The organism is Pseudomonas mendocina, assembly GCF_003008615.1.
In the GTDB taxonomy this organism is placed as follows: Bacteria; Pseudomonadota; Gammaproteobacteria; order Pseudomonadales; family Pseudomonadaceae; genus Aquipseudomonas; species Aquipseudomonas mendocina_C.
The window spans coordinates 332,411-353,638 of the sequence record NZ_CP027657.1; the positions used below are offsets into that span (position 1 = coordinate 332,411).

17 protein-coding genes are annotated in these 21,228 nt (G+C 62.7%); 5 read left to right on the forward strand and 12 right to left on the reverse strand.

The annotated features are described in order from the left end of the window. The 3 genes from C7A17_RS01650 to fadB form a co-directional block, all read right to left on the reverse strand. The gene (locus C7A17_RS01650; RefSeq protein WP_106736370.1) at window positions 1-243 is read right to left on the reverse strand and encodes a DUF1653 domain-containing protein; all 243 of its coding nucleotides are present in this window, start codon (window positions 241-243) and stop codon (window positions 1-3) included. A 73-nt stretch (window positions 244-316) separates the two neighbouring features. Further along, on the reverse strand, window positions 317-1,492 hold the full coding sequence (gene fadA, locus C7A17_RS01655; RefSeq protein ID WP_106736371.1) for an acetyl-CoA C-acyltransferase FadA: 1,176 nt from the start codon (window positions 1,490-1,492) through the stop codon (window positions 317-319). 30 nt (window positions 1,493-1,522) lie between these two features. Further along, a complete protein-coding gene (gene fadB / locus C7A17_RS01660) occupies window positions 1,523-3,670 on the reverse strand; it encodes a fatty acid oxidation complex subunit alpha FadB (RefSeq protein ID WP_106736372.1) in 2,148 nt (715 codons plus the stop codon). A gap of 467 nt (window positions 3,671-4,137) precedes the next feature. Between fadB and C7A17_RS01670 the strand changes: the two genes are divergently transcribed. After that, entirely contained in the window at window positions 4,138-4,959 is an 822-nt protein-coding gene (locus C7A17_RS01670; RefSeq protein WP_106736373.1) for a hypothetical protein, read from the forward strand. Between the two features lie 160 nt (window positions 4,960-5,119). Then, on the forward strand, window positions 5,120-5,569 hold the full coding sequence (locus tag C7A17_RS01675; protein WP_106742671.1) for a universal stress protein: 450 nt from the start codon (window positions 5,120-5,122) through the stop codon (window positions 5,567-5,569). 82 nt (window positions 5,570-5,651) lie between these two features. Here C7A17_RS01675 and C7A17_RS01680 read toward each other — a convergent pair whose 3' ends face one another. Continuing rightward, entirely contained in the window at window positions 5,652-6,338 is a 687-nt protein-coding gene (locus tag C7A17_RS01680; protein WP_106736374.1) for a DUF6901 family protein, read from the reverse strand. Between the two features lie 71 nt (window positions 6,339-6,409). After that, the gene (locus tag C7A17_RS01685) at window positions 6,410-8,338 is read right to left on the reverse strand and encodes an ATP-binding cassette domain-containing protein (RefSeq protein ID WP_106736375.1); all 1,929 of its coding nucleotides are present in this window, start codon (window positions 8,336-8,338) and stop codon (window positions 6,410-6,412) included. Between the two features lie 238 nt (window positions 8,339-8,576). On the opposite strand from C7A17_RS01685, the gene C7A17_RS01690 reads away from it, so the two are divergent. Next, window positions 8,577-10,508, forward strand: a complete 1,932-nt coding sequence (locus C7A17_RS01690) for a transglycosylase SLT domain-containing protein (protein ID WP_106736376.1) — start codon at window positions 8,577-8,579, stop codon at window positions 10,506-10,508. 174 nt (window positions 10,509-10,682) lie between these two features. On the opposite strand, the gene C7A17_RS01695 is transcribed toward C7A17_RS01690, so the two are convergent. From C7A17_RS01695 to yegS, 3 genes are all read right to left on the reverse strand, one after another. Further along, window positions 10,683-11,489, reverse strand: coding sequence for an MOSC domain-containing protein (locus C7A17_RS01695; RefSeq protein ID WP_106736377.1), 807 nt, complete (start codon window positions 11,487-11,489; stop codon window positions 10,683-10,685). A 143-nt stretch (window positions 11,490-11,632) separates the two neighbouring features. Then, window positions 11,633-12,565 carry a chemotaxis protein CheV gene (locus C7A17_RS01700; protein ID WP_106736378.1) on the reverse strand — a complete coding sequence of 311 codons (933 nt, stop codon included), beginning with the start codon at window positions 12,563-12,565 and terminating at the stop codon, window positions 11,633-11,635. 92 nt (window positions 12,566-12,657) lie between these two features. Then, window positions 12,658-13,575, reverse strand: coding sequence for a lipid kinase YegS (gene yegS, locus C7A17_RS01705; RefSeq protein WP_106736379.1), 918 nt, complete (start codon window positions 13,573-13,575; stop codon window positions 12,658-12,660). 175 nt (window positions 13,576-13,750) lie between these two features. Between yegS and C7A17_RS01710 the strand changes: the two genes are divergently transcribed. Beyond that, window positions 13,751-14,449: a pirin family protein gene (locus C7A17_RS01710; protein WP_106736380.1), complete on the forward strand. Its 699-nt coding sequence runs from the start codon at window positions 13,751-13,753 to the stop codon at window positions 14,447-14,449. A 137-nt stretch (window positions 14,450-14,586) separates the two neighbouring features. Here the strand turns inward: C7A17_RS01710 and C7A17_RS01715 are convergent, their stop codons facing one another. From C7A17_RS01715 to C7A17_RS01725, 3 genes are all read right to left on the reverse strand, one after another. Then, on the reverse strand, window positions 14,587-16,146 hold the full coding sequence (locus C7A17_RS01715; RefSeq protein WP_106736381.1) for an FGGY-family carbohydrate kinase: 1,560 nt from the start codon (window positions 16,144-16,146) through the stop codon (window positions 14,587-14,589). 151 nt (window positions 16,147-16,297) lie between these two features. Continuing rightward, window positions 16,298-17,869 carry a glycerol-3-phosphate dehydrogenase/oxidase gene (locus tag C7A17_RS01720; RefSeq protein WP_106736382.1) on the reverse strand — a complete coding sequence of 524 codons (1,572 nt, stop codon included), beginning with the start codon at window positions 17,867-17,869 and terminating at the stop codon, window positions 16,298-16,300. A gap of 2 nt (window positions 17,870-17,871) precedes the next feature. Then, on the reverse strand, window positions 17,872-19,467 hold the full coding sequence (locus tag C7A17_RS01725; protein ID WP_106736383.1) for an FAD-binding oxidoreductase: 1,596 nt from the start codon (window positions 19,465-19,467) through the stop codon (window positions 17,872-17,874). A gap of 125 nt (window positions 19,468-19,592) precedes the next feature. On the opposite strand from C7A17_RS01725, the gene gliR reads away from it, so the two are divergent. Then, the gene (gene gliR / locus C7A17_RS01730) at window positions 19,593-20,627 is read left to right on the forward strand and encodes an AraC family transcriptional regulator GliR (protein WP_106736384.1); all 1,035 of its coding nucleotides are present in this window, start codon (window positions 19,593-19,595) and stop codon (window positions 20,625-20,627) included. Here gliR and C7A17_RS01735 read toward each other — a convergent pair. Then, window positions 20,624-21,223 carry an HvfX family Cu-binding RiPP maturation protein gene (locus tag C7A17_RS01735; protein WP_106736385.1) on the reverse strand — a complete coding sequence of 200 codons (600 nt, stop codon included), beginning with the start codon at window positions 21,221-21,223 and terminating at the stop codon, window positions 20,624-20,626. The two genes, gliR and C7A17_RS01735, sit on opposite strands and share 4 nt — an antisense overlap. Window positions 21,224-21,228 lie beyond the last annotated feature (5 nt).

Here is a 21,228-nt window from a genome sequence, read left to right on the forward strand (position 1 = left end):
TCAGACTTCCGAGCTACCGATAGGGCTGACTTCAGCCTGAATCAAAGCAAAGCGTGGAACACGCTTGCCGTCCACCTCGATCTCTTCACGGAACATGCTCAGCGGCCGCACCCAGAGGCCGAATTCGCCGTACAGCGCCTGGTAGACCACCACCTCTTCCTCGTTCTCGGAGTGGCGCGCCACCCCGAATACGCGATACTGCGGGCCTTTGTAATGACGATAGAGTCCTGGCTGCAACTGCATGAGCGGTTCCCGAAATAAAAAGCCGTAAAAAGCAAAACCGGGGCACTGGGCCCCGGTTTCTGTCCGCTAACGCTTAAATGCGCTCGAAGACGGTGGTGATGCCTTGGCCAAGGCCCACACACATGGTGGAGACACCGAAAGTGCCACCGTTCTGCTTCATGACGTTGAGCAGGGTACCGGAGATACGGGCCCCGGAACAACCGAAGGGGTGACCCAGAGCGATCGCGCCGCCGTGCAGGTTGACCTTCTCTTCCATCTTGTCGAGCAGCTTCAGATCCTTCAGCACCGGTAGAGCCTGGGCCGCGAAGGCTTCGTTGAGTTCAACGAAATCGATGTCAGCCATGCTCAGACCGGCGCGCTTGAGGGCCTTCTGTGTGGACGGAACCGGGCCGTAACCCATGATCGCCGGATCGACACCGGCAACGGCCATGGCGCGAACCACAGCCATCGGCTGAATGCCCAGATCCTGGGCACGCTGGGCGCTCATGACGATCATGCAGGAAGCACCGTCGGTGATCTGCGAGGAAGTACCTGCAGTCACGGTGCCGCCTTTCGGGTTGAACGCAGGCTTCAGCGCCGCCAGGCTCTCGAGGGTGGTTTCCGGACGAATGGTTTCGTCGAAGTCGTACATCTTCAGGAAACCGTTCTCGTCGTAGCCTTGCATCGGGATGATTTCATCCTTGAACTTGCCTTCGACGGTGGCCTTGTGTGCCAGGCGGTGCGAACGCTCACCGAAGGCGTCCTGCTGCTCACGGCTGATGCCGTGCATCTTGCCCAGCATTTCAGCGGTCAGGCCCATCATGCCGGACGCCTTGGCGGCGTACAGCGACAGGTGCGGGTTCGGGTCGACGCCATGCATCATACCGACGTGGCCCATGTGCTCCACACCGCCGACGACGAACACGTCGCCGTTGCCGGTCTGGATCGCCTGCACGGCAGTGTGCAGGGCACTCATGGACGAACCACACAGGCGACTGACGGTCTGGCCGGCACTGGTGTGGGGGATCTGGGTCATCAGCGACGCCATGCGCGCGATGTTCCAGCCCTGCTCCAGGGTCTGGTTGACGCAGCCCCAGATCACGTCTTCCACTTCGGCCGGATCGACCTTGGCGTTACGCTCCAGCAGCTTGCTGATCAGGTGCGCGGACATCGTCTCTGCGCGGGTGTTACGGTGCATGCCGCCCTTGGAACGACCCATCGGGGTACGACCGAAGTCGACGATCACTGCATCTCTAGGATTCAGGCTCATATATTCATTCTCGCTCTAGTCATTGCGCGCTTAACCGAAGAACTTCTGGCCTTTGGCGGCCATGTCGCGAAGTTTGGCGGTCGGGTGGTACAGCGCGCCCAGGTCGGCGTACTTGTCGGCCAGGGCGACGAACTCGGCGACACCGATCGAATCGATGTAGCGCAGCGCACCGCCACGGAAGGGAGGGAAGCCGATGCCGTAGATCAGACCCATATCGGCCTCAGCTGCGGTGTCGACGATGCCGTCTTCCAGGCAACGAACGGTTTCCAGGCACAGCGGGATCATCATGAAGTTGATGATGTCCTCGTCAGTGACTTCACGCTCTTCGACCACGATGGACTTGAGCAGCTCGTAGGCAGCCGGGTCGGAGACCTTCTTCGGCTTGCCGCGCTTGTCGGTCTCGTAGGCGTAGAAGCCCTTGCCATTCTTCTGGCCCAGGCGGTTGGCTTCGTACATCACGTCGACGGCAGTCTTGCCTTCCACGGCCATGCGATCCGGGAAGCCTTCGGCCATCACGTCACGACCGTGGTGGCCGGTGTCGATGCCGACCACGTCGGAGAGGTAAGCCGGGCCCATGGGCCAGCCAAACTTCTCCATGATCTTGTCGATGCGCACGAAGTCGACACCGAAGCCCAGCAGCTTGGAGAAGCCGCCGAAGTACGGGAACAGCACGCGGTTGACCAGGAAGCCGGGGCAGTCGTTGACCACGATCGGGTTCTTGCCCATTTTCTTGGCGTAGGCAACGGTGGTGGCCACGGCCACTTCGCTGGACTTCTCGCCACGGATGACTTCCACCAGCGGCATCATGTGCACCGGGTTGAAGAAGTGCATGCCGACGAAGTTTTCCGGACGCTTTAACGCCTGGGCCAGCAGGCTGATGGAGATGGTCGAGGTGTTGGAGGCCAGGATGGCGTCCTCACGCACAACGGCTTCCACTTCGGCCAGCACGATCTGCTTGACCTTCGGGTTCTCGACCACGGCTTCGACGACGATGTCGACGTTGCCGAAATCACCGTAGGACATGGTCGGGCGGATGGCGTTGAGAGCTTCGGCCATCTTCGCCGGCGTCATGCGGCCCTTCTCGACACGCTTGCCGAGCAGCTTGGAGGCCTCGTTCAGGCCCATCTGGATACCCTCTTCACGGATATCCTTCATCAGGATCGGCGTACCTTTGGAGGCCGACTGATAGGCGATACCACCGCCCATGATGCCGGCGCCGAGTACGGCAGCCAGTTTCACGTCGCGAGCGATTTCGTCGTGGTGCTTGGCCTTCTTCTTCAGTTCCTGATCGTTCAGGAACAGACCGATCAGGCTCTCGGCCACCGAAGTCTTGGCCAGCTTGACGAAGCCGGCGGCTTCGACTTCCAGCGCCTTGTCACGGCCGAAGTTGGCGGCCTTCTGAATGGTCTTGATCGCCTCGACCGGCGCCGGGTAGTTCGGGCCAGCCTGGCCAGCGACGAAGCCCTTGGCGGTCTCGAAGCACATCATCTGCTCGATGGCGTTGAGCTTGAGCTTTTCCAGTTTGGGCTGACGCTTGGCCTTGTAGTCCAGCTCGCCGGAGATGGCGCGTTTGACCAGATCCAATGCAGCGTCCTGGAGCTTGGCGGGTGCGACCACAGCATCGACGGCGCCGACTTTCAGCGCGTCGTCGGCACGGTTTTCCTTGCCGGAGGCGATCCACTCGACAGCGTTGTCGGTGCCGATCACACGCGGCAGACGCACGGTACCGCCGAAGCCCGGGTAGATACCCAGCTTGACTTCCGGCAGACCGATCTTGGCAGTCTCGCTCATTACACGGTAGTCACCGGCCAGACACATCTCGAAACCGCCACCCAGGGCGATGCCGTTGATGGCGACGACGGTCGGCACGGCGAGGTCTTCGAAATCACTGAAGATCTTGTTGGCTTCCAGGTTGCCAGCCACCAGTTCTGCGTCGGGCAGTTTGAAGTTGTCGACGAATTCGGTGATATCGGCACCGACGATGAACACGTCTTTGCCACTGGTGACAATCACGCCCTTGATCGAACCGTCAGCCTTGATCGCGTCGACGGAGGCGCGCAGCTCGTTGAGGGTAAGACGGTTGAATTTGTTGACGGACTCACCCTTGAGGTCGAACTTCAATTCGACGATGCCGCTCTCAAGAGCCTTAACCGTGATGGCTTTACCTTCGTAAATCATCAACTGATCTCCACGGTATGGAAGCTGAACAGTACACATCGGAGCCAACCGGCAGGCCAGCTCACGGCACAGCCGTCGAGCATAGCTCCAATCGGTACGACACACCCACCGACGCGATATTCGGGCTGTAGTGGCGCGCCTGATAAGGCAAACGCTCAATTCATACGCCCGTTTGATTTGGGTGTGCACACCATCAGGGAAAAGCCTGCACTTGTCAATTGGCCTCTTTTCGTCGATTTCTCGACGAATTCTGCAAGCCCGGTCATTCGCGGCCTTCAGCCGATTCCGATAAATAGCGTCAATATCGCGCCATTGCGGGCATTTTCGGGTTTGTTGCAGGGATACCCGAGTGCCTAGCCAAATCGCCAAGCTCCGGGTACAGTCGTCTCACTTTCAGCTGGCATAGCGCCATCCGAAGGCAATACAAAAACAAATCGAGCCCCACGATGGGCCACACGGAGTCGCCAATGTCGAGCCGCCGTTCGCTTGCATTTCCCCTGAGCGCCCTGCTCGCTTTCCTTTTCGCATTCCTCTCCCCGCTCATACTCAACGCAGCCCCGTCCGACGATCTGCTACGCCTGCATCAGTTGCGCCTGGCGACACAGAAGAGCCTCGGTGACTTCTATATGTACAACGGCATGGAGGGGGATCAGCGCTACGCCCGGATGATTGGCGAGTCGCTGCAGGAAGGCCAAGCGCATCTGGATGGCCTGGGCGAGATGCCTGGGGACGCCAGCAAGGCACTGCGGGCGCAATTGCAAAGCAACTGGCAAAACTACCGTAGCGGGCTGCAGGCATTGATGGATGCCATGCGCACCCAGGGTTTCACCGACCTGCAACCGGTCGCCGACCTGGCCGACAGCAACCAGCGCCTGATGGCGATCAGCCAGGAGCTGTATCAGAAGATTCAGCAGGAAAGTGGCCAGAGCGTCCCGCCACTCACTCAGAAAAGCCGTGAGCAGAGCCTGCTGATGCAGAATATCGCCCTGGACTATGCTTCACGCAGCGCCTCGGTCGGCGCCAGTTTCTTCGGCGGCGGCGAGGAACGCGCCATCGACGAGCTGGCTGGAGAATTCGCCAACAAGCTCGACAGCCTCAGCAGTGCCCAGCAGAACACCCCGCAGATCACTGCCGCACTGAACTCCATTGGCACCAAGTGGCGCTATATCGAGAAATCCCTGCGTAACTACAACGAGAACACAGTACCCTTCCTGATCAGCAAGTACTCCGACAGCATCATCGAAGGACTGGAGGGCGTTTCCGCACAATACGCCGCCAGTCAACTGTAATACCCCTGTTTTCCGGCCTGCCTGGCCCCGTTAGGCCCGGTGTTCGCACCGGGCCTTTCTTTATCCATTGCAGCAAAGTGTCACGACAAATCACCACTTGTCTCATGCAATGGGGCCATACTTGATGTAGAGCCATTTTCAACCTTAGGAGATGTTCGCCATGCCCTATCAGCACATTCTGGTCGCCGTCGACCTGACCGAAGAATGCGATCCCGTGGTGGTTCGCGCACAGAAGCTGGCTCAGGCCAGTGGTGCCAAGATGTCCCTGGTGCACATCGTCGAGCCGATGGCCATGGCGTTTGGCGGCGACGTACCGATGGATCTTTCGATGTTGCAACAGCAGCAGTTCGAGCAAGCACGCGAACGTCTGGACAGCTTTACCGGCAAATACCCGGAACTCACTGCAGACCAGCGCCACCTGGCTTACGGTCAGCCGCGCCAGGAAATCCACCGCCTGGCCGAAGAGCAAGGTTGCGACCTGATCGTCGTCGGCAGTCACGGTCGCCACGGCCTGGCCCTGCTGCTCGGCTCCACCGCCAACGACGTGCTGCACGGTGCGCCCTGCGACGTGCTCGCGGTGCGCCTGAAGAAAGCGGAAAAAAGCGCCTGATATTTAGCGTGTCGCGGGGCTGCAAGCTCACGCAACGAGAGATAGCCGCAGGGTATGAGGTGCGCGCCGCGCACCTCGACGGTTACTCGAATGAATCGCCCGCACTCATGATCAACGGGCGAATCTTCTGCAGTTGAGTCTCCAGCGACACCGTCATGCTCGATGACATGGAGAAGAAGGTGAGGAAGGCCTTGAGGTTGGAGTCGCCTTCACAGGTGTCGTGAATGCGCTGCCAGAAGGCCTGATTGACCAACTTGAGCTGCAGGAACAGGCGAACCAGCCCCTTCAATTCCCAGTCGGCCAAGCGCCCTTCACGCATATTGAAATACTGCCGCGTCAGGTACAGCGACACGGCGCGCAAGATGAACTCCTGATTGTTGGCAAACGGCAGATGGTGCTGCGCCATCGGCCGCAAGCGCCCCAGCAACGGGCACGCGCTGGTGGCCATGATCACCCCGAGCAAGGCGCGCAGCCCCTCCTCCAGGCTCAAGTGTTTGGTGTACTCCCGCTCGGGAGTACGCACCCAGACACTGGCTTTCTTGAAGGCCGGCAGGCCACGGAAATCCTCGATCACACGATGCAGGTCGACTGCCGCCGGGCAGTGACTGAACTGCTCGCGGCTAAGCGGACAATTGCTGCATTGTTGATGTTCCAGGCGGGTCCAGGCGGGTGCCTGCCGCGCTTGTTCTGAATCGTACTCACGGTTCAGCTCGATCCTGTAGCTGAACTGATGATTGTCGTCGAGAGTAATGCGGTACTCGATGGCCATGCGGTTCTCCGTCCCCTTTTGAGTCTGTTCCCGTTTTCGACGCAGCTGCGCAAACGGGAACAGCCTCTTTACTAGGCTTCCAGTTCTGCCCAGCGCTCGATCAACCTGTCCAACTCCGTCTGCAGGTCATCGAGGCGCGCCAACACTTGTGTGGTGATCTGCGACGCTTGCTGATAGAAGCCCGGATCGGCGATCTGCGCCTGCAGCGCCGCCATTTCCTGCTCCAGGGCATCGATCTGCCCGGGAATTGCTTCCAGCTCGCGCTGCAGCTTGTAACTCAGTTTCTTCTTCGGCTCGGCAACGGCATCTGTCGCGGCCTGATTTGCTGTGGAGGGAGCTGTTGTCTCGACAATCGCGCTCGCCAGTTCGGCCTTGCCCGACTTGCTCTCGCCAACGCCCAACAGACGGGGCGATCCGCCCTGACGTAGCCAGTCCTGATAGCCGCCGACGTACTCACGCACCTTGCCTTCGCCCTCGAACACCAGGGTGCTGGTCACCACGTTGTCGAGGAATGCCCGGTCGTGGCTGACCATCAGCACGGTACCCGGGAAGCTCAGCAGCACCTCCTCGAGCAGCTCCAGGGTTTCCACGTCCAGGTCGTTGGTCGGTTCGTCCAGTACCAGCAGGTTCGCTGGTTTGCTGAACAACTTGGCCAACAGCAGGCGCGCACGCTCGCCACCGGAAAGTGCTTTCACCGGTGTACGCGCACGTTGCGGGCTAAACAGGAAGTCTCCGAGATAGCTGAGGACATGACGGCTCTGACCGTCGATGACAATGAAGTCGCGCCCCTCAGCCAGGTTGTCGATAACGGTCTTTTCCGGCTCCAACTGATGACGCAACTGATCGAAGTACGCCACCTCCAGCTTCGTACCTGCCACTATCGTGCCAGCAGTGGGTTCAAGCTCGCCGAGCAGCAGTTTCAACAGCGTGCTCTTGCCAGTGCCGTTGGCTCCGAGCAGACCGATACGATCACCACGCTGCAGCACCAGAGAGAAATCGCGCACCAGCGGCACTCCCCCTGCGTGCGCAAAACTGACATTTTCTGCCACTATCACCTGCTTACCGGATTTGTCCGCCGTCTCGATCTGGATGCTCGCCTTGCCCTGGCGCTCACGCCGCTCGGAGCGCTCCGCACGCATCGCCTTGAGCGCACGTACACGTCCTTCGTTACGGGTACGACGCGCCTTGATGCCCTGGCGAATCCAGACTTCTTCCTGAGCCAGACGCTTGTCGAACAGCGCGTTGGCCGTTTCCTCGGCAGCCAGTTGCTGCTCCTTGTGCACCAGGAAGCTGGCATAGTCGCCGTTCCAGTCGATCAGGCCGCCACGATCCAGTTCGAGGATGCGCGTAGCCAGGTTCTGCAGGAAAGAGCGGTCGTGAGTGATGAACAGCACGGCGCCGCCAAAGTCCTTGAGCGCCTCTTCCAGCCAGGCGATGGCGCCGATATCCAGGTGGTTGGTGGGCTCGTCGAGCAGCAGCAGATCCGGCTCGGACACCAGCGCCTGGGCCAACAGCACGCGGCGGCGCCAGCCACCGGAAAGCTCGGCCAGAGTCTTGTCCGCCGGTAACTGCAGGCGGCTCAGGGTGCTGTCGACCAGTTGCTGCAGGCGCCAGCCGTCTTTGGCCTCCAGCTCCTGCTGCACGTGCATCAGTTGCTCGAGGTCGTCGTCACCCTGGATGTTCTGCGCCAGGTGGTGATAACGCGCCAGCAACTCACCCACGCCGGCCAGACCTTCGGCGACCACGTCGAACACCGTGCGCTCGTCGGCACGCGGCAGCTCCTGCGGCAACTCGCCGATCTTCAGCCCCGGTGCACGCCAGATCTCGCCGTCATCGGCCATCTGGTCGCCCTTGACCAGGCGCAGCATGCTCGATTTGCCGGTACCGTTGCGGCCGATGATGCACACCCGTTCGCCCCGGGCAATCTGCCAGGACACCCCGTCGAGCAAGGGCATGGCGCCAAAGGCGAGGGATACATCGGCAAACTTGAGCAGGGTCATGGGCATCTCCAGAAACAGGGGGCGCATTCTACCCGAGTTGCAGACAGGCTGTAGCCGTTTCCGCCCCGGTAGCCGGTGCTTCAGCAACGCACCTGCAATAGCACTGCGCCACGCATTTTTTCTGCATGTGTCCATCTGGCGCGACGGCATTCACCGCGCCCCGCCGAAGCGCTAAGCTAAGGGTATGCGACGACACGGAACGTGTTGCCCCACTCTCTGCTTGCCCCCTGGAAATGCCATGCGCGGTCGCCTTCTTTCTGTAGTTTCCTGCCTGATCTTCACCACCACTGCTGGCCTGGCCAGTGCCGAAGCCGCCAACCTGGCGCAACAACGCCAGTACTACGACGAAGCCAAGCGTGCTTTGGCCAAGGGCGACGCAGGCCCTTACCAACGCTATGCCAGCGCCCTGCGCGACTACCCGCTGACGCCCTACTTGGCCTATGACGAGCTGACCAATCGCCTGAGATCGGCGAGCAATGCGGAAGTAGAAAAGTTTCTTGCCGAACATGGTGACCTGCCCCAGGCCAACTGGATGAAACTGCGCTGGTTGCGCGCTCTGGCCGAACGGGGTGACTGGAAACCCTTCCTCGACCACTATGACGCCAAGCTCAATTTCACCGAACTGGATTGCCTCTACGGCCAATACCAGCTCAGCCACGGCCTGACCGCCGAAGGCAACGCCACTGCCGAGAAACTATGGCTGGTGGGCAAATCCCAACCCAATGCCTGCGATCCGCTGTTCGAGCGCTGGGCCGCCAATGGCCAGCTCACCGAGCAACGTCGCTGGCAGCGCACCAAGCTGGCGGTGGAAAGTGGCAACTATGGCCTGGCCAACTTCCTGATCAAGGGCATGCCGACGCTTGGCGAACGCGGCAAGCTGATGGTCGAGGTGGCGCAGAAACCGCAACTGCTGAAGAACACCGCACGCTTCGCGCCAGCCGATGACGCCATGAGCGATGTGGTCGGCCTCGGTCTGCGCCGCCTGGCCCGGCAAAACCCGGAAGACGCCATGGCCCTGCTCGACGGCTACGCCCAGCGCATGAAGTTCTCTTCCGACGAACAAGTCGCCATCGCCCGGCAGATCGGCCTGCGCCTGGCGCAGCGCTTCGACCTGCGCGGCCTGCAGGTGATGACCAAGTACGACCCGCAACTGCGTGACAACACTGTCAGCGAATGGCGTGCACGCCTGCTGCTGCGTCATGGCCGCTGGGAAGAGGCCTACCAGCTGACCCAGCGCATGCCGTCCGACCTGGCCAGCAGCAACCGCTGGCGCTACTGGAACGCACGCAGCCTGCAACTGGCGCAACCCAACAGTCAGCAACCGGCCGTACTGTTCCAGGCGTTGGCCAAGGAACGCGACTTCTATGGCTTCATGGCGGCGGATCAGGTCAAGGCGCCCTATGCGCTGAACAACCAGCCACTGGCCCTCGATCCCAAGGTGGTGCAAAAAGTGCGCAACACCGCCGGCATCAAGCGCGCCATGGAATTCCATGCGCGCGGCCAGATCGTCGACGGGCGCCGCGAGTGGTATCACGTCAGCCGCCTGTTCAGCCGTGACGAACTGGTGGCCCAGGCGCGCCTCGCCTACGAAATGGAATGGTACTTCCCAGCCATCCGCACCATCAGCCAGGCCCAGTACTGGGACGACCTGGAAGTGCGTTTCCCCATGGCTCACCGCAGCGAGCTGGTGCGTGAAGCCAAGCGCCGTGACCTGCACTCGAGCTGGGTGTTCGCCATCACCCGCCAGGAGAGCGCCTTCATGGCCGACGCCCGTTCCCACGCCGGTGCCATGGGTCTGATGCAGTTGATGCCGGGTACAGCCAAGGAAACCGCGCGCAAGTTCGGCATCCCCCTGGCGTCGCCACAGCAGGCACTCAACCCGGACACCAACATCCAGCTTGGCGCCGCCTACCTGAGCCAGGTGTACGGTCAGTTCAACGGCAACCGCGTACTCGCCTCGGCAGCCTACAACGCCGGCCCCGGCCGTGTCCGCCAGTGGCTGCGTGGCGCCAATCACCTCAGTTATGACGTCTGGGTGGAGAACATTCCGTTCGACGAAACCCGCCAGTACGTGCAGAACGTGCTTTCTTACTCGGTGATCTACGGCCAGAAACTCAACGCGCCGCATCCGTTGGTGGCGTGGAACGAACGCTTCTTCGACGATCAGTAATGTAAAAGCCCCGATCGGACTCGGTGTCTGATCGGGGCTCTCTACTTCCTACGCCAGGGTCGGACGACACTCCACCTCAGTACCGCATGAATCTCGGCCCAGCACCGCCCGCCTCCATCCCTAGGCGCGGATGTTCCAGCAGCTCGCGGATCATCCCGGTGCGCACGGCGCACCCTACCCCAGTACTTCGACCGGCAGGCCTACCTGCAGCTCACCAATACCGCGGGGCAGCAGATTCTGTCCGAAGTAGACATCTCCATCGCGTTCCCGATAAGTCTTGAGCGTAGCCAGCGGTTCGCGCTGGGCGTTGCGCTCGCCGGTCTGCGGATCGATGGTGGTGAGGATGCAGCGCGAGCAGCCCTTGGCCACCTCGAACTCCACCTCACCGATGCGGATGCGCTTCCAGCTGTCTTCGGCATAGGGCTCACTGCCGGTAACGACCAGATTGGGACGAAAACGCAGCATGGAAAGCGGCTGCCCGACACGTTGGGAGAGATCGTCCAGCGACGCCTGACCAATCAGCAGCAACGGGAAACCATCGGCGAATGCCACACGATCCCCTGGCTGGGCATAGGCGGTATCGACCTGACGGGTACGCTCCTCCGGCACCTGCACCAGTCGGCAGGATTTACCCAGCAGTGCGCTGAGCCATTCGGCCGCTTCATCGCCGGCATCCGGCACGCGCAGGCTGTCGCGCCAGACGATGACGCCGCGTAGCTCCTGCTCAGGGTCAGGCAGCGTCACCGATAGATCGTCACGGCCCGGCGCACTCAAGGTCAGGCCACCGCGCGCATCGTACAGGGCGCTCAGTTGGCTCATCTGCGGCAACAGGCGCTGGGTGATGAAACGGCCATTGTCGGCATCGACCAACATCCAGCGCCGATCGCCCTGCAGGCCAAGACCGTGAACCGCACTGCGCTGCAACACTTCGCCGCGGCCAGACTTGAGCGGATAACGGTACAGCCCCGAGAGACTCAGCATGGGTCAGGTTCCTGTTGGCAAAACGCCGTTATACGAGCTGACGGCGATGCTCACAAGCACCAATACTTTGGAAAATTTGCAGATCAGCTGCGAATACAAGCGGCCATCAGCACTCGGCGGGCGTCACCCGCCCTACGCCAACGCTAGCGGGGTTCGTCCAGCTCCAGCCGTTGACGAACCACGTCGACGAGCTTGTCCGGCTGGAACTTGGAGAGGAAGTTGTCGCAACCGACCTTTTTCACCATCGCCTCGTTGAAGCTGCCGGACAGTGAGGTATGCAGCACGACGTAGAGATCCTTGAGGCGCGGGTCGCTGCGGATCTCGCTGGTCAGACGATAGCCGTCCATTTCCGGCATCTCGGCATCGGTGAAGATCATCAGCAGCTTGTCGGTCATGACCTCGCCGGTGTCAGCCCACTTCTTCAGCAGGTTAAGGGCTTTCAGACCGTCGCTGGCCATGTGCAGCCGCATGCCCAGTTGCGACAGGGTATCGCGCAGCTGGCTGAGAGCGACGCTGGAGTCGTCCACCAGCAGCACCTCGCGTCCGCGCGCCTTTTCCAACAGCGGATCGGCGAGTTTTTCTTCGGAGACCTTGGTGCTCATCGGCACAATCTCGGCCAGCACCTTTTCCACATCGATGACCTCGACAATCTGCTCGTCGACCTTGGTGATCGCCGTCAGGTAATGCTGACGACCGGCGCCACCGGGCGGCGGCTGGATCGATTCCCAGTTGAGGTTGAGGATGCGATCGACGCTGCCGACCAGGAAGGCCTGCACCGAGCGGTTGTACTCGGTGACGATGATGGTGCTGCGCTCATCCGGCACCAGCGGACGCATGCCGATGGCTTGGGATAGATCGATCACCGGCAGGGTCTGGCCACGCAGGTTGACCACGCCACAGACGAAGCGGTGACGCTGCGGCATCAGCGTGAGCTTGGGCATCTGCAGGACTTCCTGCACCTTGAACACGTTGATGGCGAACAACTGCCGACCGGCCAGGCGGAACATGAGGATTTCCAGGCGGTTCTCGCCGACCAGTTGCGTGCGTTGATCTACTGAATCGAGGATGCCAGCCATCATGCGCTCCGAGGTATATAGGTTGAGTCTAGTCTGCCGTTCGGGTTATCGGCGGACTGCCGGCAGACTGAAGCCTTGCTGGCGCGCAGCCATCATGCCTCAGCCCCAGGCGCCTGACCAGCGAGCAACGGCGAATGCCTGGGTAGATGCAGACGCAACGCGCCAGGTTGTGCACTGAAGCGCAGACGCTTGCTTTCCATCGGCTCGCCATCGAGGTTCAAATCCAGCCCTTCCTGCGCTTCCACCTCCAGCCAGGGCAGTCGCGCATTGATCGCGACGCTCTGCAGACCATGCATGCCGCCTGACAGCAGAGTACCCAGGGTACTCACCACATCCTGCGCCGCAGGCACGATACACACGTCCAGCAGACCATCGTCGACTGTCGCGTCCGGGCAGAGCAGATGCCCGCCTCCAGCCTGACGTCCGTTGCCGATACCCAACGCCAGGAATTCGCCCTGCCACTCGAAGTCCGGCCCGTGAAACCGACCGGCGGCCGCACGTACTTCGGAAAAACGGCTGAGCCCGGTCAGCAGATAGGCGGCACCACCGAGAACTTTCTTGAGTTCTTCCGGGGTGTTGGCGGTGACGTTGGAACCGAAGCCCCCTGTGGCCATATTGAGGAAGGCACGCTCGCCCGCCATGCCCACGTCCACGGCCACCGGCTCGACCTCCAGCAGCGCCAGCGCCGCGGCAGGCGTCAGCGGAACCCCGGCGGCATGCGCAAAGTCGTTGGCCGTGCCCAGCGGCAGCAGAACCAGGCTGGCGTCACTCTGCGCCTTGACCAGCGCCTCGACTACATCACGCAGGGTGCCATCACCGCCCCCAGCGATCAGCGTCGGGTAACCGGCATCCAGTCCTTCCTGTACCAGACGTTCGGCGTCGCCGCCCTCCCAGGTCACGCGCACGGCCAGATCCCAGCCGCGCTCGCGCAGGCCGTTCACCGCTGCCCTCACCTCTTCGTTCAGCGCCTGCTTGCCATGCAGGATCAACCAGGCTTTGCGTTCGCGCATTGCACTGCTCCTTGAAGGAATCTGCGAAAGCCTAGTGCCTGGCCCCCGCGAAACTAATCAAATTAATAGATATTAATACCGTAAATATTGCGCTTTTAAATCGATCAATCCAAATAGATGATTCACCCATCAACGCTGCACGGGACTGAACTCGCGCACGACTGGAGGATTGACCATGATCGATGTACGTCCGTTCGAACAACTCGGTGGTGCTCACCACGGCTGGCTCAACGCCCGTCACCACTTTTCCTTCGCCGAATACTACGACGCCGAGCGGATGAACTGGGGCCGCCTGCGCGTCTGGAACGACGACGAGATCGCCCCGCACTCGGGCTTCCCACCGCATCCGCACCGCGACATGGAGATCATCACCTACGTTCGTGAAGGCGCCATCAGCCATGAGGACAACCTGGGCAACAAGGGCCGCACCGAAGCCGGCGACGTGCAGGTAATGAGTGCCGGCACCGGTATCGCCCACAGCGAGTACAACCTGGAGGATGAAACCACCAAGATCTTCCAGATCTGGATTCAGCCGAACCAGGCCGGCCTGCCGCCCTCCTGGGGTGCCAAGCCGTTCCCCAAAGGGGATCGCGCAGGAGCCTTCGTCACCCTGGCCAGCGGTTACGAGGAAGATGTCGATGCACTGCGCATCCGCACCGACGCCCGCCTGGTGGCCGCCACGGTCAAGGCCGGACAGAGCGCCGAGTACGCCTTGCAGCCTGGTCGCAAGGCCTATCTGGTGGGTGCGAGCGGTGCCTTCAGCGTCAACGGTGTGGCTGCCAAGGCACGTGACGGCGTGGCCGTTGCGGATGTCGAGGTGATCCGCGTCGAAGCGCAGGAAGACAGCGAGATCGTGCTGGTGGATGTCGCCTGACACATACCAATCGCCCTCCCTTCAGGAGGGCGGCTGGTTTCTGTAGGAGGGGCTTTAGCCGCGACCAAGTAACACCAAGGTCGCGGCTGAAGCGGAGCGCCGCCCGGCCCCTCACACAAATCCCCTTTCTAATCACCTCACGCCGGATAGCCGGTGATCTTGCGAATGCGCTGGTACAGCGGTTTTAGCTGGCGGTACATGCGCTGATAGACCTGCCCGTAGAGCAGCTCATAGGTGTGCTGCGCCGCCGGATTGGGCTGGAACACCTGACCAACCCGAGTCATTGCGGCAATGGCGGCCGGATAATCGCCATGCAGCCCCAACCCCACCGCGCAATTGATCGCCGCGCCCAACCCACTGGTCTCGTACAGGTGTGGGCGCTCGGCCGGCAGACCAAAAATATCGGCCGTCAGTTGCATGGCCGCATCACTCTGCGAACCACCGCCTGAAACGCGCAGGCGCTCGATACGCGTGCCTGAACGTTTCTCGATGCGCTCCTTGCCCTGACGCAGGGCATAGGCCAGCCCCTCGAGGATCGCGCGGTAGAGGTGCGCACGGGTATGCACGTCGCCGAAACCGATGATCGAACCCTTGGCTTCCAGCCCCGGTTCACGAATGCCCGGTGTCCAGTACGGCTGCAGCATCAAGCCCATGGAACCCGGCGGCACGGCGTTGACCAGCTCGTCGAACAGTGCCTCGGGCGGTACGCCCAACGCCTCGGCACGCTGCATCTCGCGCAGGCCGAACTCGCGCTTGAACCAGCTGACCATCCAGAAACCGCGGTAGATCATCACCTCGGTGTTGAAGTGGTTCGGCAGCGCAGCCGGATACGGCGGGATCAGCGGAATGGTTTCCAGGTAACGGCTGCGCGTGGTGTTGATGGTGGCCGTGGTGCCGTACGAGAGGCACGCGGTGTTGGGCTCCAGCGCACCGGAACCCAAGACCTCGCAGGCCTTGTCGGCTCCGGCAGCGATCAGCGGCAGGCCCTCGGGAATACCGGTATGGCGGCTGGCCTCGGCGCTGATCTGGCCCAGTCGCTCACCCGGTTTGAACAGCTCGGGCAGTTGCTCGTGGCGCACCTTCAGCGCCTGCCACTTCCAGTCGCCGGGCGCGGCCCAACGCAGGCGTTTGTAGTCGAACGGCAGGTAGGCCACGCAACTGCTGGTCGAATCGACGAAGCGGCCACACAGGCGATGGGTGAGAAACCCCGAGAGCAACAGCACCTTGTGCGCGCGATCGGCGATGTCCGGCTGATGCTGGGCGACCCAGTTGACCTCGGCCTGGCCACGGAAATGATCGACCGCCTCTTCGGCGCGCACCAGCTTGAATAGCCAGCCCCACAGGCCTTGGATACGTTCAGTCACCTCGGCACGGCGCTGATCGAGCCAGAGAATCGCTGGGCGCAGTGGCGCACCCTGCTCATCGACGTGAATGATGCTGCCGCGCTGGGTGGTAACGGCCACTCCCTTAATCAGGCTGCGGTCTATATCCACCTGCTGCCACAGCAGGCGACAGGCCTCACCGAGGCTGGCCCAGTAGTACTCCGGATCCTGCTCGGCCCAGCCTGGCTGGCTGGAGAAATAGGGGTCGAGCTCGACCTTGCCCTTGGCGAGCAGGTTGCCGTTGGTATCGAACAGCAGCGCCCGCACGCTCTGGGTGCCGTTGTCGATGCTCAGCAGGTAGCTTGGTTCGCTCAAGGTGTGATCCTTCTTGTTATACCTATGCCCATGCGTAGCCCGGATGAAATCCGGGAGCGGCATCTTCACTCATCCCCGGATTACATCCGGGCTACAACTGGCAGACCTGAGTTGGTGCGCGCGGCGCACCCTACGGGGAGTGCGATCCGGATCATGGCAGGCTGTAGCAGCGCTGCCACAGCTCCAGGTAATCGCCCTCTTCCCTCTGCCAGCGTGCATCGCTCCAGCCTAGCCTTGGTTGGCACAGTGCACGGATACGCGGCAGCTCGGCGCGGCCGCCTTCGGCCAGCAGCAGGCCCAGGCGCGTGCGGCGCAGCAGCAGGTCGTCGAGATGCAGCACCAGCTCACCCTCGGCAGCCCAGGCCAGTTCGGCCCACAGAGTGTCGGTACCGGCGACGCAATCGCTGCCAATCTCCGTGATCAGGCGCAACACATCCTTCAGTTGTCGGCCATGACGGCCAAGCAGTCGGCGTTGCTGCGCCAGGCTCAGGTTCGGCATGACTGGCGGTGTGCAGTCACGGAACACGACGCAGCCACGATCATCCACCGGCTTGCCGACGAATCCGGCGCAGGCACGCAGCACCTCCAACGCCAGCAGGCGGAAAGTGGTCAGCTTGCCGCCGGCCAGGGTCACGCTGCCCGGCTCGATCCACAGCGCATGCTCGCGCTTCTCGTCCGAGGGTTTCAGTGCGCTGCCACCATCGCTCACCACCGGCCGCACGCCGGCCCAGGTCGACAGCACGTCGGCGCGACTCACCTGCGCAGCCGGGAACTGCTGGGCACAGGCGGCCAGCAGGTAATCAACCTCCTCCATGCTGATGGCCGCCTCAGCATCCAGATCGCCCGCATGATCCAGATCGGTGGTGCCGATCACCGTCGCGCCTTCCCAGGGGAAGACGAATACCGGCCGGCCATCGGCTGCGTGCATGAAGCTGAAGGCATGTGCCACCGGCAGGCGCCAGCTCGGCAGTAGCAGGTGACTGCCACGCAGCGGACGAATGCGACCATTGCCGGGCTGGCGCAAGCGATCGGCCCAGGCACCGGTGGCTTGCGCCACGGCGCGGCTGCGCAGGCGGTACTGAGTGCCCGTTTCCATATCCTCGGTCAGCACACCGACCACCTGCCCCGACTCACGTAGCAACTCGACCACGCGCATGCCATTGAGCGCCTCGCCGCCTTCGGCGCGCGCCTCGCCCAGCACGCGCTGTACCAGGCGGGCATCGTCAGTCACTGCATCGAAGAAGCGCGTGCCTCCCAGCAGACCGTCCTCACGAATGCCTGGCGCCAGGTAACGCAGTTGCTGCAGCGGGTAGAACAGATGATTGCGCTTGCCGGCCAAGGCGTCGTACAGGCTGAGCAAACCGCCGAATACCTTCGGCCCAGGAAAACCACCGCGGTAGTGCGGCATGACGAAGCTCAACGGCTCCACCAACCCCGGCGCCTCGCCGAGCAGGCGCTGGCGCTCGCGCACCGAGTCGCGGGTCAGCCCCAGTTGGCCCTTGGCGACATAGCGCAGGCCACCGTGCACCATCTTCGACGAGCGGCTGGAGGTGCCCCAGGCGAAATCGCGCTGCTCCAGCAGCAGGCAGCGCCAGCCACGCCGCGCCGCCTCACGCAGGATGCCGGCGCCGCAGATGCCGCCGCCGATCACCAGCAGATCCCAGTCGCGCGCGGCCAGTTCAGGCAGCGCGCGCCTGCGCCAGGTGGCGTTCCAGGGTTCCATGCTCAGTCCTGCAGCAACACGCCAGGCGCAAGGCGCTGGTCGGGGTCGAAATGCGTGGCCAGGCTGCGCAGCGTGGCCATGCCCAGCTCGCCCTTCTCTGCTGCCAGATATGGCGCATGGTCGCGACCGACGCCGTGCTGGTGGCTGATGGTGCCGCGATTCTCCGCGATGGTACGGCTGGCCACCGCCTTGAGCCGCTGCCAGCGCGCCATGGCCTCGGCGTAGTCGGTACCGGGGCGGAACACGTAGGTGGTGTAGATGCTCGAACCTTCGCCGTAGACGTGCGACAAGTGGGTGAAGACGTGCACCCGCTCGCCGTCGCTGGTGAGCTCGTCACGCAGGCTGGCCTCGACCTTGTTCAGCAGGTTATCGACGTTCGACCAGTCGGTGGCGGTTTCCAGGGTGTCCACCAGGTAGCCGCGCTCCCACAGGCCATGACGCAGGTAAGGGAAGCGGAAACGGTTCTGCTCCCACTTCTTGCCCAGCAGGGTACCGGTGAATACGCCGCCAAAACCTTTCAGCAGGCGCCGCGCCTGTTTCAGCGAGGCGGCATTCTGCACCCGGCTGCCGGTGACGCCAAAGGTGAGCATGCACTTGCCGTCGCGGGCGCCGCGCAGGGCCAGGTATTTTTCCAACAGAGCGATCTGTTGCGGGTGGCCCGCCAGCGCCAGCTGGGTACGGGTTTCGATGGCATTGGACAGGCGCAACATGGACAACGGCACGCGCGCCTGGGCCAGGCTGCGAATGGCGCTCAGCGCCTGCTGCCAGTTGGGCAGGAACACCGCGTAGAAACGCTCCTGCTCGGCCAGACGACTGATGCGCACACGCACCTCGGAAATCACCCCGAAGCGCCCTTCCGAGCCCATCACCAGCTCGCGCAGGTCGGGCCCGGCCGCCGAGGCCGGAAAGGTTGGAATCTCCAGGGTGCCAGCGAAGGTTTCCAGCTTGCCGCCAGCAAACAATTGCTCGATGCGCCCGTAACGCAGCGACTGCTGGCCGCTGGAACGACTGGCGACCCAGCCACCGAGGGTGGACAGCTCCCATGACTGCGGAAAGTGGCCAAGCGTATAGCCACGGGCGCGCAGCTGGCTTTCTACCTGCGGGCCATTGGCGCCAGGGCCGAAGGTGGCGATCAGGCTGTCCTCGTCGATATCCAGCAGGCGCGTCATGCGCTCCAGCGACAGGGTCAGCACCGGGCGCTGGCCAGCCTGCGGGTTGATGTGGCCGGCCACCGAGGTGCCGCCGCCGTAGGGAATCAGGGTCACGTCATGCTGTTGCGCCCAGGCCAGCAGTTCGCGGATCTGCTCGGCGCTTTCCGGGCAGGCGACGCCATCGGGAAACAGACCGAAGTCACCAGAGCGCATCGCCAGCCAGTCCGGCAGGCTCTGGCCGCGGGCGTGGCGTACGCGCACCTCAGCATCAACGCTGATCAGCGGATGCGGCGCCAGGCGTGACGCCGGCACGCGCGCCAGCACATCCTGCAGGCTGGCATCGGCCAGACGCTGGCCCGGCCCGACCAGCTCGGCGAGAAAGGCCTCGCCATGGGCCGGCAGTTCCACTTCGGTCGCCTCGTCACCCCATCCGTTCCAGCGTCGCATCGCATCCCCCATTCCGATCAGCACTTATGGCTGCCTATACTAGCCAGCCGCCGATTTCCGTCACTGTCGAATCGGGACAAGCGCTATCGCCAATCAAGACAGGCATCCCAGAACAAGAAGAATCCATGGAAAACCTCGGCTATACCTCGGTTCCCGCCCTGCTCAAATACCTGCGCCAGGCCGAACAGCTCGGCCTGGACATCGACCGCGCCCTGGCCGCCGCCGGTATCGCCGCGCAGGACCTGGCCGACAATGGCAAACGCATGCCCAGCGAGGTGCACGAGCGCCTGCTGGCACATCTGATGGAGGTTTCCGGCGACCCCCTGTTCGGCCTGCATGCGGCGCGTTTCGTGCAGCCCGGCTCGTGGAGCGTGCTTGGCTACATCGCCATGAACTGCGCCACCCTCGGCGAAGCCATGGGCCGCATCGTGCCTTACGAGAAACTGGTGGGCGACATGGGCACCAGTCGCATCGAGGCGGCCGAGGATCACGTGCGGCTGATCTGGAGCTGCCGCCATCAGGCACCGGACGTGCGCCGCCATATGGTCGAGAACGTGCTCGCCTCCTGGCTGCTGTACGCCCGCTGGATCGCCGACTCCGAACATTCGCCGCGCGAGGTCTGGTTCGAGCACGCGCAGCCGAGCGCCACCGACCTGGCCGAATACCAGCAGCTGTTCGGCTGTCCGGTGCTGTTCGAACAACCCTGCAACGCCCTGCTGGTGCCGCTGGATTACCTCGGCGTACCGCTGCGCCAGGCCGACGCCAACCTGCTGCGCACGCTGGAAGAACATGCCCTGACCCTGATGGCCGGGCTGGATGACGACGAGCCGCTGCCGCGCCGGGTCAAGAATGCCCTGCGCCTGCTGCTCAAGGACGGCCTGCCGCGCAAAGAACGGGTAGCGGAGAAGTTCGACATGACCGTGCGCACTCTGCAGCGTCATCTGCAGCAGGCCGGCACCAGCTACCAGCAGATCCTCGACGAGCTGCGCCAGGAGCTGGCCGAGCACTACCTGCTGCGCAGCGATCTGGCGATCCAGGACATCGCCAGCTACCTGGGCTTCACCGAATCACGTTCGTTCCATCGTAGTTTCAAGAGCTGGACCGGGCAAACGCCGGGCGAGTTTCGCGAGAGCCGGCGCCGGGACAATCCGCTGGGTTAGCGGGAAATTCGGAAACGCCGCGCCAGCCAGTAATCGATGCTCAACCAGCGCCCTGCCCCGCTGAAGAACAACGCCACCAGCATCACCAGATAGGTAGCGGCGAACTCGATGCCGTTGTTCAACACCACGAACTTGCCGCTACTAGTCAGCCAATCGTAATTGCCGTGCTCACGCAGAATCGCCCGCGCCCGTTCGAGCTTCTCCGCCGCTGCCAGTACGCGTTCGCTGGCGAAGGGGGCGGACGAGTCGGCAATTGCCTGCCAGCCATAGGGCCAGTGCACGGTGACGATGGCCACCAGCATGGTGATGATCAGCGGGATGCTGATCCAGCGCACGGCAAAACCGAACAGTAGCAGGATGGCGCCACCGGCCTCGGTCAGCGCTGCCGCCCAGGCCAGCAGCTCGGGAAATGGCAGGCCCAGGCCCCAATCCGGATTGCCGAACCAGGCAGCGGTGGCGTCGATATCGGCCAGCTTGTGCGTGCCGGCCATCCAGAACACCGGCACCAGATACAGACGCAGCAACAGCGGGCCGAGAAAATCCAGGCGCCGGGAAGCCTCCAGCGCGTCCTGGAAGCGATTGAGCAAAGCGATCATGGCGG

Excerpts from the sequence above, each read along its gene's own strand:
- C7A17_RS01680 (WP_106736374.1), bottom strand. The coding sequence starts at position 6,338 with ATGGCCATCGAGTACCGCATTACTCTCGACGACAATCATCAGTTCAGC.
- C7A17_RS01700 (WP_106736378.1), bottom strand. The coding sequence starts at position 12,565 with ATGGCTGGCATCCTCGATTCAGTAGATCAACGCACGCAACTGGTCGGC.
- C7A17_RS01720 (WP_106736382.1), bottom strand. The coding sequence starts at position 17,869 with ATGGAACCCTGGAACGCCACCTGGCGCAGGCGCGCGCTGCCTGAACTG.
- C7A17_RS01685 (WP_106736375.1), bottom strand. The coding sequence starts at position 8,338 with ATGACCCTGCTCAAGTTTGCCGATGTATCCCTCGCCTTTGGCGCCATG.
- C7A17_RS01670 (WP_106736373.1), top strand. The coding sequence starts at position 4,138 with ATGTCGAGCCGCCGTTCGCTTGCATTTCCCCTGAGCGCCCTGCTCGCT.
- C7A17_RS01710 (WP_106736380.1), top strand. The coding sequence starts at position 13,751 with ATGATCGATGTACGTCCGTTCGAACAACTCGGTGGTGCTCACCACGGC.
- C7A17_RS01675 (WP_106742671.1), top strand. The coding sequence starts at position 5,120 with ATGCCCTATCAGCACATTCTGGTCGCCGTCGACCTGACCGAAGAATGC.
- fadA (WP_106736371.1), bottom strand. The coding sequence starts at position 1,492 with ATGAGCCTGAATCCTAGAGATGCAGTGATCGTCGACTTCGGTCGTACC.
- C7A17_RS01735 (WP_106736385.1), bottom strand. The coding sequence starts at position 21,223 with ATGATCGCTTTGCTCAATCGCTTCCAGGACGCGCTGGAGGCTTCCCGG.
- yegS (WP_106736379.1), bottom strand. The coding sequence starts at position 13,575 with ATGCGCGAACGCAAAGCCTGGTTGATCCTGCATGGCAAGCAGGCGCTG.
- C7A17_RS01695 (WP_106736377.1), bottom strand. The coding sequence starts at position 11,489 with ATGCTGAGTCTCTCGGGGCTGTACCGTTATCCGCTCAAGTCTGGCCGC.
- C7A17_RS01690 (WP_106736376.1), top strand. The coding sequence starts at position 8,577 with ATGCGCGGTCGCCTTCTTTCTGTAGTTTCCTGCCTGATCTTCACCACC.
- fadB (WP_106736372.1), bottom strand. The coding sequence starts at position 3,670 with ATGATTTACGAAGGTAAAGCCATCACGGTTAAGGCTCTTGAGAGCGGC.
- gliR (WP_106736384.1), top strand. The coding sequence starts at position 19,593 with ATGGAAAACCTCGGCTATACCTCGGTTCCCGCCCTGCTCAAATACCTG.
- C7A17_RS01725 (WP_106736383.1), bottom strand. The coding sequence starts at position 19,467 with ATGCGACGCTGGAACGGATGGGGTGACGAGGCGACCGAAGTGGAACTG.
- C7A17_RS01650 (WP_106736370.1), bottom strand. The coding sequence starts at position 243 with ATGCAGTTGCAGCCAGGACTCTATCGTCATTACAAAGGCCCGCAGTAT.